The sequence below is a fragment of the Streptomyces luteireticuli genome (assembly GCF_041519305.1).
In the GTDB taxonomy this organism is placed as follows: Bacteria; Actinomycetota; Actinomycetes; order Streptomycetales; family Streptomycetaceae; genus Streptomyces; species Streptomyces luteireticuli.
Genome location: NZ_CP167927.1, coordinates 5,967,524 through 5,980,026, shown reverse-complemented (window position 1 = coordinate 5,980,026; position 12,503 = coordinate 5,967,524). Strand labels below are relative to the sequence as shown.

At 73.7% G+C, this 12,503-nt stretch carries 15 protein-coding genes and 1 pseudogene; all 16 read right to left on the bottom strand.

The window, feature by feature from the left end:
- Positions 1-154: 154 nt before the first annotated feature.
- Entirely contained in the window at positions 155-709 is a 555-nt protein-coding gene (locus tag AB8735_RS27015) for a helix-turn-helix domain-containing protein (RefSeq protein WP_344030847.1), read from the bottom strand.
- Between the two features lie 95 nt (positions 710-804).
- On the bottom strand, positions 805-1,641 hold the full coding sequence (gene whiG, locus AB8735_RS27010) for an RNA polymerase sigma factor WhiG (RefSeq protein ID WP_344030742.1): 837 nt from the start codon (positions 1,639-1,641) through the stop codon (positions 805-807).
- A gap of 280 nt (positions 1,642-1,921) precedes the next feature.
- Complete coding sequence (gene dprA / locus AB8735_RS27005) at positions 1,922-3,112, bottom strand: DNA-processing protein DprA (protein WP_372409940.1); 1,191 nt, start codon at positions 3,110-3,112, stop codon at positions 1,922-1,924.
- A 40-nt stretch (positions 3,113-3,152) separates the two neighbouring features.
- Positions 3,153-4,754, bottom strand: coding sequence for a YifB family Mg chelatase-like AAA ATPase (locus tag AB8735_RS27000; protein ID WP_344030746.1), 1,602 nt, complete (start codon positions 4,752-4,754; stop codon positions 3,153-3,155).
- Positions 4,754-5,173, bottom strand: a complete 420-nt coding sequence (locus AB8735_RS26995; RefSeq protein WP_344030748.1) for a YraN family protein — start codon at positions 5,171-5,173, stop codon at positions 4,754-4,756. The genes AB8735_RS27000 and AB8735_RS26995 overlap by 1 nt, the downstream gene beginning before the upstream one ends.
- A gap of 93 nt (positions 5,174-5,266) precedes the next feature.
- On the bottom strand, positions 5,267-5,575 hold the full coding sequence (locus AB8735_RS26990) for a DUF2469 domain-containing protein (RefSeq protein ID WP_344030750.1): 309 nt from the start codon (positions 5,573-5,575) through the stop codon (positions 5,267-5,269).
- A gap of 39 nt (positions 5,576-5,614) precedes the next feature.
- Positions 5,615-6,118, bottom strand: coding sequence for an NUDIX hydrolase (locus AB8735_RS26985; RefSeq protein WP_344030752.1), 504 nt, complete (start codon positions 6,116-6,118; stop codon positions 5,615-5,617).
- Entirely contained in the window at positions 6,111-6,845 is a 735-nt protein-coding gene (gene lepB / locus AB8735_RS26980) for a signal peptidase I (protein ID WP_372409938.1), read from the bottom strand. The genes AB8735_RS26985 and lepB (AB8735_RS26980) overlap by 8 nt, the downstream gene beginning before the upstream one ends.
- 106 nt (positions 6,846-6,951) lie before the next feature.
- Positions 6,952-7,974, bottom strand: coding sequence for a signal peptidase I (gene lepB / locus AB8735_RS26975; protein WP_372411920.1), 1,023 nt, complete (start codon positions 7,972-7,974; stop codon positions 6,952-6,954).
- Positions 7,946-8,910, bottom strand: a pseudogene (lepB, locus tag AB8735_RS26970) (signal peptidase I); the annotation flags it as partial. The pseudogene lepB (AB8735_RS26970) and the gene lepB (AB8735_RS26975), both read right to left, overlap by 29 nt.
- An 11-nt stretch (positions 8,911-8,921) precedes the next feature.
- Positions 8,922-9,719: a signal peptidase I gene (gene lepB, locus AB8735_RS26965; RefSeq protein WP_372409936.1), complete on the bottom strand. Its 798-nt coding sequence runs from the start codon at positions 9,717-9,719 to the stop codon at positions 8,922-8,924.
- Positions 9,720-9,764: 45 nt separating this feature from the next.
- The gene (gene rplS / locus AB8735_RS26960) at positions 9,765-10,115 is read right to left on the bottom strand and encodes a 50S ribosomal protein L19 (protein ID WP_344030757.1); all 351 of its coding nucleotides are present in this window, start codon (positions 10,113-10,115) and stop codon (positions 9,765-9,767) included.
- Positions 10,116-10,245: 130 nt separating this feature from the next.
- Entirely contained in the window at positions 10,246-11,061 is an 816-nt protein-coding gene (trmD, locus tag AB8735_RS26955) for a tRNA (guanosine(37)-N1)-methyltransferase TrmD (protein WP_372409934.1), read from the bottom strand.
- On the bottom strand, positions 11,061-11,615 hold the full coding sequence (rimM, locus tag AB8735_RS26950; protein ID WP_344030762.1) for a ribosome maturation factor RimM: 555 nt from the start codon (positions 11,613-11,615) through the stop codon (positions 11,061-11,063). Before rimM ends, trmD begins: the two co-directional genes overlap by 1 nt.
- A gap of 88 nt (positions 11,616-11,703) precedes the next feature.
- The gene (locus AB8735_RS26945) at positions 11,704-11,943 is read right to left on the bottom strand and encodes an RNA-binding protein (protein ID WP_020868149.1); all 240 of its coding nucleotides are present in this window, start codon (positions 11,941-11,943) and stop codon (positions 11,704-11,706) included.
- 2 nt (positions 11,944-11,945) lie between these two features.
- The gene (gene rpsP, locus AB8735_RS26940; RefSeq protein ID WP_344030765.1) at positions 11,946-12,380 is read right to left on the bottom strand and encodes a 30S ribosomal protein S16; all 435 of its coding nucleotides are present in this window, start codon (positions 12,378-12,380) and stop codon (positions 11,946-11,948) included.
- Between the last annotated feature and the right edge of the window lie 123 nt (positions 12,381-12,503).

The following is a 12,503-nucleotide window of genomic DNA, read 5'->3' as shown; positions in this document are numbered from 1 at the left end:
CGTCCGGCGTTTGAGGACGGCGTCCGCAGGGCGCTTCAGGGGGCCAGCGGGCAAAGCTTCGCGCGCGCCCGCGCGCAAGCGGGGTGACGCAGGGGCGCAGCCCCCGCGGAAAAGGGTTGGGGCGGGACCAGGGCAGAACCCACGCCCCGCGGAGTCACCCCCGCACGCCCCCCAGCGCCATCCTCACCGCCGCCTCCGCGACCCTCCCCGGCTCCTCCACACCGAGCTCGATCCGCCGCACCGCCGCGTCGACGACACCCTGGAGCATCATCGCGACCAGCCGCGGCTCCTCGTGGCCGAGGGCCATCAGCACCTCGCCCAGCAGGGCGACCAGCCCGCCGTGCGCGGCCCGGATCTTCTCGCGGGCGCCCGCGTCGAGCTCGCCGGCCGAGATCGCGACGACGGCCCGGTGGCGGCGGTCGCCGACGAGCGCCAGCTGGCGCCGGACATACGCCTCGATCTTCGCCTCGGGCGTCTCGGCCCGGTTCATGGCGTCCTCGACCTCCGCCGCCCAGACCGGGAAGTCGACCGCGCACAGCTCCTCGACGACGGCCGCGCGCGAGCGGAAGTACTCGTAGACGGAGGACCGCGCCAGGCCGGTGCGCTCGGCGAGGGCGGGGAAGGTGAGCGCCTCCGTCCCGCCCTCGGACAACAGGGAGCGGGCGGCGTCCAGCAAGGCGCCGCGCTGCATCGTCCGGTGCTCGGCCACGGAGGCCGCTCGAATCCTGGGCACGCTCCCACTTTACGGACCCCCGCCGTGCGGGACGACGCTGGAGGGACGATTCAGCGCCCGCCCGTCGCCGCTCAGCGCCCCACGTCGGCCAGCTTCGCCCGCAGCTGGAGCACCGACTTGGTGTGGATCTGGCTGACCCTGCTCTCGGTGACGCCGAGCACCTGTCCGATCTCGGCAAGGGTGAGGCCCTCGTAGTAGTAGAGGGTCACGACGGTCTTCTCCCGCTCCGGGAGGGTGTTGACGGCCCGGGCGAGCAGCCGGCGCAGTTCGTGGTCCTCGGCCACCTCCACCGGGTCGTCCGCCGCGGTGTCCTCCAGGGTGTCCATCAGGCTCAGCCGGTCGCCGCCCTCGCCGCCGACGTGCAGCAGCTCCTCCAGGGCCACCACGTTGGCCAGCGACAACTGGCTGAAGACGGCGTGGAGTTCGTCGAGCCCGATGTCCATCTCGGCCGCCACCTCCGCCTCGGAGGGCGTGCGGTGCAGCGTGGCCTCCAGCGTCGCGTAGGCCCGCTCGACGGCGCGCGCCTTCTGCCGGACCGAGCGGGGGATCCAGTCCAGCGCCCGCAGTTCGTCGATCATCGCGCCGCGGATGCGGGTGATCGCATAGGTCTCGAACTTGATGGAGCGCCCGGGGTCGAACTTCTCGATGGCGTCGATCAGTCCGAAGACCCCGGAGGAGACGAAGTCCGCCTGCTCGACATTGGGCGGCAGCCCGACGCTGACCCGGCCCGCCACATACTTCACCAGCGGCGAGTAGTGGAGGATCAGCTGCTCCCGCAGCCGTTCGTCACCCGATGCCTTGTACGAGCGCCACAGTTCGTCGAGCGTCGCGGGCGCGGGCGGGCGGGATGCTCCGCGCGCCGCGGGGGGTACCGGCGCGCGGTCCGATCCGGAGGGTTGCTGGGGCATTCGTCGTCTTGAGCCGTTCTGCTGTGACGTGGATCAGATGCGACAGGATCACTCCGCGGGGCCGGAATCCCGTGGCGCAGCGAGACGGGTGCACCGCGCGGGTGCACCGCGGTGTGCGACGGGACTCCTACGGTCCGCACGGCCGTGATCCGCCGGCTCGTGCTCTCGGACGGCTGCCGGGTCCTGGGACCGTACAGGGCCCGGCGATGGGGGCGCCCCCGCGCGGGGCCCGGTGGCCTCCGCGGTCATGGCCTTAACCCTTTCACCCGATCGCCCCAGGTCAAGTACCGCCTCGCCGCACGAAGGGGCGCCGTCCGAGGGGCTTGCGGGTGACGGATGTTGACGCCGGGGCGAGAGGGCGCCAGTGGTCGCCCCGGCGCGCGATGAAACCGAGGGCGTGGAGTTCGTAGAGCCTCCCGAGCGTTCTGTCCCTGCTCAGACCGGCGTTGAGGGCGATGTGCTCCGTGTCGCCGCCGGGGCCAGGGACAGCCTCCAGCACCGCGGCCGCCTCCGGCGCGAGCAGGTCCCGGGGCACGGTCGGCCCCCGGCGCTCGGGCGCCAGCTCGCCCATCCCGCCCACCAGTTCGGCGATCTCGTCGGCGTCGGTCACCGGACAGGCACCCTCGCGCAGGAGTTCGTGCACCCCCGCGGAGAGGCCTGAGGTGACCGGCCCGGGGACCCCCATCGTGTGCCGGCCGAGGGCCCGCGCCCGGCGGGCCGTGCCGAGCGAGCCGCTGCGGTACTCGGCCTCGACGACCACCGTGCCGCGGGTCAGGGCGGCGATGACGCGGTTGCGCAGGACGAACCTGCTCCGCGTCGGGTGCCCGCCCGGCGGCAACTCGGCCACCACCAGGCCCTGTTCGGCGATCCGTCCGATCAACTGCGCGTGCCCGCGCGGATAGGGCACGTCCACCCCGCAGGCCAGCACCGCCGCCGTCGCCCCGCCGGCCGCCAGCGCCCCTCGGTGGGCCGCCCCGTCGACCCCGAACGCGGCCCCGGAGACCACGACCCAGCCACGCTCGGCGAGCCCGGCGCCGAGGATGGCCGCGACGTGCGAGCCGTAGTCCGTACAGGCCCGGGCACCCACCACCGCGACGGACCGCAGCGCCCACAGCCGCAGATCGGCCGGGCCGCGCACCCACAGGCCCAGCGGCCGGGCGTCGCCCAGGTCGTCGAGCTGGGTGGGCCACTCGGGCTCGCCGGGGCAGACGAACCGGGCGCCGAGCCGGGCGGCGGTGGCGAGGTCGCGCTCCGGGTCGAGGGACACGGCCCGGGCCCGGCACCCGGCGAGCCGCTCGGCGCGGGCCCCTCGGGGCGGCGGCCCCGCCCCGGTGAGCCCGCGCACGAGCCGGGCGGCCCCCAACTCCCGTACCCAGCGCCCCACCCGCTCGTCCCCCGGCTCGGTCAGCCGCGTCAGGGCCACCCGGGCCAGCCGCTCCTCCTGCGCCGGCCCGTCCCCGCACCCGCTCATGACGCCCTCCCCATACGGGGCCACCGCTCCCCCGCGCCCCTCATCGCAGCGCCCCTGCCGCGACGGCCCCTCTCCGCACCCCCGTGCGCAGCTCCAGCGCGTGGCGCACTTCCTCGGCGCCGGGCCGGGCCCGGCCGGAGAGGTCGGCCAGGGTCCAGGCGACGCGGAGGACGCGGTCCAGGCCACGGGCCGTCAGCAGGCCGCGCTCCATGTCCCGCTCGGCCTCGGCGAGGGCCTCCGGCTCCGGGCGCCAGCGGGTGCGCAGTTCGTGGCCGGGGACGTCGCTGTTGGTGTGCCAGGGGGTGTCCGCCAGGCGGGCCGCGGCCCGTTCGCGGGCGGCCAGGACCCGGGCGGCGACCTGCCCGGTCGACTCCGAGGGCACGGTGGCCGCGGTGAGTTCGCTGCGGGCCACGGGCTCGACCGTCACCCGGAGGTCCACCCGGTCCAGCAACGGGCCGGAGAGCCGGGCCTGGTAGCGCCGCACCGTGCTCGGCGGGCACTCGCAGCCCTCGCCGCCGACGCCGTGCCGGCCGCACGGGCAGGGGTTGGCGGCCAGGGCCAGCAGGAACCGGGCGGGGAGCCGCATCACCCCGCCGGTGCGGGCCACGACCACCTGGCCCGACTCCAGGGGCTGCCGCAGGGCGTCGAGGACGCGCGGCGAGCACTCCGGCGCCTCGTCCAGGAAGAGCACCCCGCGATGGGCCAGGGAGACGGCGCCCGGCCGCGGAAGGCCCGAGCCGCCGCCGACGAGGGCGGCCATGGAGGCCGAGTGGTGGGGCGCGCAGTAGGGCGGCCGGTCGATGAGCGGCTGCCCGGCGGGCAGCGTCCCGGCGACCGAGTGCACGGCCGTGACCTCCAGGGACTCCTCGGGGGTGAGCGACGGCAGGATCCCGGGGAGCCGCTCGGCGAGCAGTGTCTTGCCGGCGCCGGGCGGGCCGAGCAGGAAGAGGTGGTGCCGGCCGGCGGCGGCGACCTCCAGCGCCCGGCGGGCCCGGTGCTGGCCGGCGACCTCGGAGAGGTCCGGCGCGTGGCCGTCGCACGCGAGCCCCGCCCCCGCGCCGGGCACGGTCAGCCCGGCCAGCAGCGGATCGGGCCGGCCCGCCTCCACCGGCTCCTCCTCGGGCACGGGCTCGTCCGTGAGGACCGCGATCAGCTGGCGCAGGCTGCGGACGCCGAGCACCGAGACGCCGGGCACGAGCTTCGCCTCCGTCGCGCTGCACTCGGGGACGACGACCTGCCGGTACCCCGCGTCGGCCGCCGCGAGCACGGCGGGCAGGATGCCGCGGACCGGGCGGACCCGGCCGTCCAGCCCCAGCTCCCCGACCATCATCAGATCGGCGATCTCCCGGGGGTCGATGCGCTCGGCCGCGCCGAGGACCGCACAGGCGACGGCGAGGTCGAAGCCGCTGCCGCCCTTGGGGACGGAGGCCGGGCTCAGCCCCACGGTGAGCTTCTTCTGGGGCCATTCCGCACCGGAGTTGACGATCGCGGCTCTCACACGGTCACGGCTCTCCGACAGACTGCGGTCCGGCAGTCCCACGAGGTTGAAGGCGGCGACGCCCGGCTCCAGGTCGGCCTGGACCTCGACGACCACGCCCTCGACGCCCACCAGGGCCACCGAGCAGGTACGGGCGAAGCCCATCACGCCACCCCCCTGACGTGCTGGACCTCGGGCGCGCCCCGGCCGGGCAGGAGGACGCCCACCACATCGATGCGGACCCCGCCCGGGGGCGGTCCGCCGTGCCGCTCCAGCCAGCGGCCGGCGAGCCGCCGCAGCCGCTCGGCCTTGGCCGGCGTGACGGCGGCCATCGGATGCTCGTACGGCCCGGCGTACGCCCCGGTGTGCGGCCCGTCATACGGCCCCGCACGCTGCCCGGTGTCCGGTCCGGCTCTGCGGGCCTTCACCTCGCACACCACCAGCGCGTCGCCGTCCAGCGCCACGAGATCGATCTCGCCCTCGCGGCACCGCCAGTTGCGGGCCAGCACCGTCATCCCGGCCTCGGTCAGCCGGCGTGCCGCCAGGTCCTCCCCATAGCGCCCGAGCGCCCGTCGCGCGTTCATCCGGCACCACCTCCGGCACCGACGGTGACGCACCCCGGGAAAAGTTTTGGATCTTGGCCTGGATCTGTGGATTACCCGCCGGTTGTGGAGAACTCAGCCACTCGGAAGGTCGAGATCGGTCTTGTTCAGCTCCTCGATGTTGACGTCCTTGAACGTCAGCACCCGGACCTGCTTGACGAACCGCGCGGGCCGGTACATGTCCCAGACCCAGGCATCCGCCATCGTGACCTCGAAGAAGACCTCCCCCTGCACCGAGTGCACCTGCATCTCGTAGTCGTTGGTGAGGTAGAACCGCCGCTCGGTCTCGATCACATATGTGAACAGTCCGACGACGTCGCGGTACTCCCGGTAGAGCTTGAGCTCCATCTCGGTCTCGTACTTCTCGAGGTCCTCGGCGCTCATGGCATGTTCCCCTTCAGCCGTGCGTCCCCCCATTGTGCGTCAGGCGCGCTCCGTCTCCAGGCGGACCGGCGCCGGCGGGGGACCCTCGTCGAGCAGCGTGCGCAGCAGCCCGGCGAGCCTGGTCGGATACACCGTCTCATGGGTGGTCAGGAGTTCCCCGCAGCTCCACCACCGCAGCCCGTTCACACTGCGCCGCTCCAGCTCCGTCCCCCCGCCGGTCCAGACGCCGCTCTGGCGGGTGCGGGCCAGGAAGTAGTGCTCCTCCTGGTCCCACCTGCGGCCGTCGAAGAGGAAGGAGCAGGTGCGCCACCACAGCGGCGGGCCCAGTTCGATCTCTGTGATGCCGGTCTCCTCGGCGAGTTCCCGGCGGGCCGCCTCCTCCCAGTCCTCGTCGCCCTCCAGCCCGCCGCCCGGGGTGAACCACCAGGTCTCGGACGGGTCGCCGGGCTCGTAGCCGTGCAGGAGCAGGATGCGGTCGCGGTCGTCGAGCAGGATCACGCGGGCCGCCCTGCGCAGCGGGTCCGTCCCGCCCGGCTCAGCCATCCGGGACCACCGCCCCGGCCCGCAGCCGCGTCAGCAGCCGGGCCAGCGGCCCGTACGCCGCGCCGCCCAGGACGAGCGCCGCGCCCGCGACGACGGAGACCACCAGCCACTTGAGCGGGCCGGGCCGCGAGGTGCCGCCGGGCAGGGCGGCGAAGGAGCCGGGGCGGGCGAGCATGCCCCAGCTGTCCGTGGGCCAGGCCACGGCCTCCACCCGGGCGCTCACCGCGCCCCGCGGCACCGCGCCCTGGTCCTTGGCGAGGTGGGAGCGGGAGTCCACGGAGTCCGCGCGGTGGTCGCCGAGAAGGAAGAGCTGGTCCTTCGGCACGGTGGCGGAGAAGCCGGTGGGCGAGGCGGGTCCGGCGTTCTGCAGATACGGTTCCTCGACCGGACGGCCGTTGACCGTCATCCGGCCCTGCCGGTCGCAGCAGGCCACGGTGTCGCCGCCGACGCCCACCACCCGCTTGATCATCGGGACGTCGCCCCAGACCTCGTCCTGGAAGACGACCACGTCACCACGGTGCACCTCGGCGCCGTCGATGCGCTCGGCGAGCACCCGGGCGCCCGGGGCGATGGTGGGCGTCATCGAGTCCGTGGGCACGGTGTAGGGCCGGTAGGCGAGCGCTCCCCACAGAAAGCCGCCGAGGAACAGCACGCAGCCGACGGCCACGGCCGCCCCGGACAGCACTCTGCCCGTGCGGCCGCCGTCCCGGCGCTGCGCTCCGCCCATGCCCGTCCCCCACCGCGTAGCCGATCGGTCCGGGTGCCGGCGAGCACCCGGACCGCACACTACCCGGGGGTACTGACCCGCGTCAGCCCTGTACGGAGGCCCGTTCTCAGCCCTCTGCCGGGGCGCGTTCCCCGCCCCGCGCGGGTGCCCGTTCCGTCAGGAGCCGGCGGCGGTGCCACAGCACGAGCGGGACCGCGCCCGCCAGGCCCAGCGCCGGCGGGGCCACGGCGGCCGCGGCGTTGATCCCGGGCTGGTCGAAGGTGCCGGGCACCGGCAGGGTGGCCCACCGGTTGACCGGCCAGGCGACGACGATCGCGCGGCCGACGACGTCGTCCACGGAGACCGTGCCCCGGTCGATGTCCTGGTGCCAGCGCGAGTCCAGCGAGTTCTGCCGGTGGTCGCCCATCACCCACAGCCGGCCCTCGGGCACCTTGACCGGGCCGAAGGGCTTGTCGCTGCACGGGGTGTCGCCGGGGAAGATGTACGGCTCGTCGAGGGCCTTGCCGTTGACGACGACGGGGCTGTTGCCGCCCTTGCACTCCACCGTGTCCCCGCCGACCGCGATGACCCGCTTGATCAGGTCCTTCTCCTCGGCGGAGGGCATCAGCCCGATGAAGCTGAGCACCTTCTGGACGCCGCTCGCGACCGGTCCGGTCTCCTCGGCCGCGGCCCCCTTCAGCCAGCCGCCCGGGTCGTGGAAGACGACCACCTCGCCGCGCTCGGGCTCGGAGCCGAACCACGGGGTGAGCTTGTCCACCAGCACCCGGTCGCCCTTCTGCAGGGTGTCCTGCATGGACTCGGACGGGATGGAGAACGCCTGGACGAGGAAGGTCTTGATGATCAGGGCGAGGACGAGGGCCACACCGACGAGGATCGGCAGCTCCTTCCAGAAGGATCGTTGCTTCTTGGGCTCCTCGGCCTTCTCCCCGGGCTTCCCGGACTCCTCGTTCCCCTCGCCGGCCCGGACCGGGCCGGACCCGGCGTCCGGCGGCGTCCCGCCCGGGGATTCCCGGGGCACCGGGGGCACGGGAGGGACGGATCCGTCCGGCGCTCCGCCCGCGGCCGGTCCGCCGGCCCCTTCCGGACGTTTCTCGGGTTCACCGTGGCCGGACCGGGCGCCGACCGCCACATCCCCCACATCCACTCCTCACTCCGCGCCGTCGCCTGTCGCTCGTCCGCGCAGGCCCGCCACTTCCCTAACGAGCGGGAGTTCCTCAGGGGTCGGGATCCTTCCCCCTCCTCCACGAGTGCCCCACTTTGCCCCGGGTCGACGGCCCCCGGCCAGGAAGCGGCGCTCCCTGCCCGCCGCCGCGTACGCGGCCGGTTCCGTCAGCCCCCGCCAGTGCCCCACCGGCCACGCGATCACCATCGCCCGCCCGACGACCAGCCCTTCCGGGACGGTGCCCTGTCCCGGATCGTCCAGGTGGTAACGCGAGTCCGCCGAGTCGGAGCGGTGGTCGCCCAGGACGAAGAGCCGCCCGGCGGGCACCCGAACGTCGAACGCCAGCTCGGACGGCGGGTTCCCCGGGTGGACGTACGGCTCGTCGAGCGGCCGCCCGTTGACCGTGACCCGGCCGCCCCGGTCGCAGCACGCAACCCGGTCCCCGCCGACCGCGACGACCCGTTTGATCAGGTCGCGCTCGTCCGCGGAGGGCAGCAGGCCGATGAAGGCCAGCGCCCGGCGGCCCTCCCGGACCGGCACCGGATCCGGCGCCCGCTCCGCGCCCTCGTCCGCGAGCCAGTTCCCCGGGTCCTTGAAGACCACCACGTCACCCCGGTGCGGCCGGGCCCCGAACCACGGGGTGAGCTTGTCGACCAGCACCCGGTCCCCCACCCGGATCGTCCGCTCCATCGACCCCGACGGGATGACGAACGCCTGGACGAGGAAGGTCTTGAGGACCAGGGCGATCAGCAGCGCCACGCCCAGCAGGACCGGCGCCTCCTTCAGCACCGACCGGCGCCGCCGCCGCTGGACCCGCCGGGCGGCCCGCCGCCGCTCCGCCCGTCCCCCGGGCCCCGCGGGCACGCCCGTACCCCGGCGACGTCCCCGGCCACGGTGCCCCAATCCGGCCCCCTCTACCCGTGCGCGGCGCCGGGCCGCGGCGCCGGTACGTCCGCGAAGGCCGCCGGCCGCTCCAGCGAGGTCCAGCGGCCGAACGGCCAGCCGATCCAGTCCGCCCGCCCGACGACCCGGTCCACCGGGACCATCCCGCCGCCGGGCTCCCCCAGGTGGTCACGGGAGTCGCTGGAGGCGCTGCGATGGTCGCCCATCACCCACAGCCGCCCCTCGGGCACCACGGCCCGGAAGGGCACCCGTGACGCGGTGTCCCCGGGGAAGAGGTAGTCCTCGGTCACGGCCCGCCCGTTGACCGTCAGCCGTCCCCGGCCGTCGCAGACCACCCGGTCGCCGCCGACCCCCACCACACGCTTGACGTAGAAGGTGGGCGACGGCTCCATCAGGCCGACGGACGAGGCGGCCTTGCGCACCAGCGCCGTGACCGCGTTCTCGGAGGGCGGGTCCTGGACGAACGAGCCGGTGCCGTCGAAGACGACCACGTCGCCCCGGCGCGGCTCCTCCCCGAAGCGATAGGCGAGCTTGTTGACCAGCACCCGGTCCCCGACCCGGAGCGTGTTCTCCATCGAGCCGGACGGGATGACGAAGGGCTGCACCACATAGCTGCTGACGAGCATCACGCAGACCAGGCAGCCGGCCAGCAGCACCCCGGTCCGGCGCAGCGGCCCGCCGCCCGCGAGCCAACCCCACGCCCGGCGCAGAAAACGCTGCGGAAAGCGCGAGGAGCGCGACCCCCCGCCCTCCCCCGGTACGGGGTCGGGCGAGCGGTCGCGCTCCGGAAGCTGTACGTCGGTGTCCATCGGGCCGAGAGCCTATCCGGCCCGGCCGGGACCCCGGACGGAACTTCAGTTGTCGCGCTTCTCCTTGATCTTCGCGGCCTTGCCGCGCAGCTCACGGAGGTAGTACAGCTTGGCGCGACGGACGTCACCACGGGTCACGAGCTCGATCTTCTCGAAGATCGGGCTGTGGACCGGGAAGGTGCGCTCGACGCCCACGGAGAACGAGACCTTGCGGACCGTGAAGGTCTCGCTGACGCCCGCGCCCTGGCGGCGGATGACGACGCCCTTGAACTGCTGGATACGGGAGCGGTTGCCCTCGATCACGCGGACGTGGACGTTGACGGTGTCACCCGGGCGGAAGGCCGGGACGTCGGTGCGCAGCGACGCGGAGTTGACGTTGTCGAGCAGGGAGGACATGGGAGTCCCTTCCTCGCCGATGCCACAGGTCATCGACGGAATTCGTACGGAAAACGAGGGGGTGCCCGTCACCCCCGGCGGACGTCGGTCCCCCTGTGGCAGGGGCGCGCGCCGGGCGCAGGGCAACGGCTCATTCTTCCACGGCCGGACCGGTACGCCCAAATCGGCCGTCCGGTCCCGGGGCCCAGCCCAGGATCGAGAGCATCTCGCGGTCCTTCTTGTCGAAGGACGCCGGGTCGGCGCGCTCGATCAGGTCGGGCCGGTTGCGGTCCGTGCGCCGGAACGCCTCGTCCCGGCACCACCGGGCGATCTTGCCGTGGTGGCCGCTGAGCAGTACGTCCGGGATGCCCCGGCCGCGCCACTCCGGCGGCTTGGTGTAGACGGGCCCCTCCAGCAGGTCCGCCATGGCACCGGGCGCGAAGGAGTCGTCGCGGTGCGACTCGGCGTTGCCCAGCACGCCGGGCAGCAGCCGGGCGATGGCCTCGACCATGACGAGGACCGGCGCCTCGCCGCCGGCGAGCACATAGTCGCCGATGGAGACCTCGCGGACGTCGAGCCGCTCGCCGTACTCCTCGATGACCCGGCGGTCGATGCCCTCGTAGCGGGCCGGGGTGAAGACCAGCCACGGCTTGCCGGAGAGCTCGACGGCCAGCTCCTGGGTGAACGGCCGGCCGCTGGGCGTGGGGACGACCAGCACGGGCCGCTCGTCCTCCGGGCCCGAGGCGATGATCTCGTCCAGCGCCTCGCCCCAGGGCTCGGGCTTCATGACCATGCCGGGGCCGCCGCCGTAGGGGGTGTCGTCGACGGTGTTGTGCTTGTCGTGCGTCCATTCCCGCAGGTCGTGGATGCGCACATCGAGCTGCCCACGGGCGCGGGCCTTGCCGACGAGCGAGACGTTCAGCGGTTCGAGGTACTCGGGGAAGATGGTGACGACGTCGAGCCGCATCACTTGCCGCCCTCGTCGTCCCGGGTCCCGGCCACCTCGGCCCGCTCGGCGTCGAGCAGCCCGGGCGGCGGGTCCACGACCGCGCGCTGCTCGTCCAGGTCGATCTCCGTGACGATCTCCTCGACGAAGGGGATCATCACCTCGCCGCCGTCCGGCCGCTCCACGATGAACAGGTCCTGGGACGGCAGGTGCGCGATCTCGGTGATCCGCCCGACCGGCGTACCGTCGAGGGTGACGACGTCCAGGTCGACGAGCTGGTGGTCGTAGAACTCCTCGGGGTCCTCGGGCGTCTCGTCCGGGTCCACGTCGGCGATCAGGACGGTGTTGCGCAGCGCCTCGGCCGCGTTGCGGTCGGCGACGCCGGTGAACCGGAGCAGCAGCCGTCCGCTGTGCACCCGGCCGCTCTCGACGGTCAGGGGACCCCTGGCCGCGGGATCGGTCAGCAGCACGGCCCCGGGCCCCAGCCTCAGCTCCGGCTCGTCCGTCCGCACCTCAACGGTGACCTCGCCCTTGATGCCATGGGCGCGGCCGATCCTGCCCACTACGAGCTGCACGATTCGTTCCTTCTCACTGTCTCTGTACAGACGACAACGGGCCGGGAAGGAGATCCCTTCCCGGCCCGTGCCGGTGCTCTGCCGCTCGTCAGCGGACCTGGTCCACGTCGACGAGGTCGACGCGGATGCCACGGCCGCCGATGGCGCCCACGACGGTGCGCAGCGCGCGGGCGGTGCGGCCGTTACGGCCGATCACCTTGCCGAGGTCGTCCGGGTGGACCCGGACCTCCAGCACGCGTCCGCGGCGCAGGTTGCGCGAGGCCACCTGCACCTCGTCGGGGTTGTCGACGATGCCCTTGACCAAGTGCTCAAGGGCCTCCTCAAGCATGCTCAGGCCTCGGTCGACTCGGCGGACTCGGCCGCGGCCTCGTCCTTCTTCTCCGACTTCTTGGCCTTCGGGGTGATGGCCTCACCCTTCGCCTCGTTGGCCTCGAGGGCCTTGGTGAACGCCTCGAACGCGGCGCGCTTGTCCTTCGGCTCGGCCACGAGCATCGGGGCCGGGGCCGGCAGACCCTTGAACTTCTGCCAGTCGCCGGTGACCTTCAGGATGGCCAGGACGGGCTCGGTCGGCTGGGCGCCGACGCTCAGCCAGTACTGGGCACGCTCGGAGTCGACCTCGATGCGCGAGGGGTTCTGCACCGGGTGGTACAGGCCGATCTCCTCGATGGCCCGGCCGTCACGGCGGGTGCGGGAGTCGGCGACGACGATGCGGTAGTGAGGCGAACGGATCTTGCCCAGACGCTTCAGCTTGATCTTGACTGCCACTGGAGTGGTGTCTCCTGGTCTTGACGTGGTTGGGCACAACAAGATGCCACGTGGGGTTGCGGTACTCGGGTGCCCGATGGACGCGTCAGCCGGAGGAGAGAGGGGTCCTGTGCGACTGTCGAG

What these genes read in the sequence shown, in the direction of transcription:
- whiG (WP_344030742.1), bottom strand. Translation starts at nt 1,641, where the DNA reads ATGCCCCAGCAACCCTCCGGATCGGACCGCGCGCCGGTACCCCCCGCG.
- dprA (WP_372409940.1), bottom strand. Translation starts at nt 3,112, where the DNA reads ATGAGCGGGTGCGGGGACGGGCCGGCGCAGGAGGAGCGGCTGGCCCGG.
- AB8735_RS27000 (WP_344030746.1), bottom strand. Translation starts at nt 4,754, where the DNA reads ATGGGCTTCGCCCGTACCTGCTCGGTGGCCCTGGTGGGCGTCGAGGGC.
- AB8735_RS26995 (WP_344030748.1), bottom strand. Translation starts at nt 5,173, where the DNA reads ATGAACGCGCGACGGGCGCTCGGGCGCTATGGGGAGGACCTGGCGGCA.
- AB8735_RS26990 (WP_344030750.1), bottom strand. Translation starts at nt 5,575, where the DNA reads ATGAGCGCCGAGGACCTCGAGAAGTACGAGACCGAGATGGAGCTCAAG.
- AB8735_RS26985 (WP_344030752.1), bottom strand. Translation starts at nt 6,118, where the DNA reads ATGGCTGAGCCGGGCGGGACGGACCCGCTGCGCAGGGCGGCCCGCGTG.
- lepB (WP_372409938.1), bottom strand. Translation starts at nt 6,845, where the DNA reads ATGGGCGGAGCGCAGCGCCGGGACGGCGGCCGCACGGGCAGAGTGCTG.
- lepB (WP_372409936.1), bottom strand. Translation starts at nt 9,719, where the DNA reads ATGGACACCGACGTACAGCTTCCGGAGCGCGACCGCTCGCCCGACCCC.
- rplS (WP_344030757.1), bottom strand. Translation starts at nt 10,115, where the DNA reads ATGTCCTCCCTGCTCGACAACGTCAACTCCGCGTCGCTGCGCACCGAC.
- trmD (WP_372409934.1), bottom strand. Translation starts at nt 11,061, where the DNA reads ATGCGGCTCGACGTCGTCACCATCTTCCCCGAGTACCTCGAACCGCTG.
- AB8735_RS26945 (WP_020868149.1), bottom strand. Translation starts at nt 11,943, where the DNA reads ATGCTTGAGGAGGCCCTTGAGCACTTGGTCAAGGGCATCGTCGACAAC.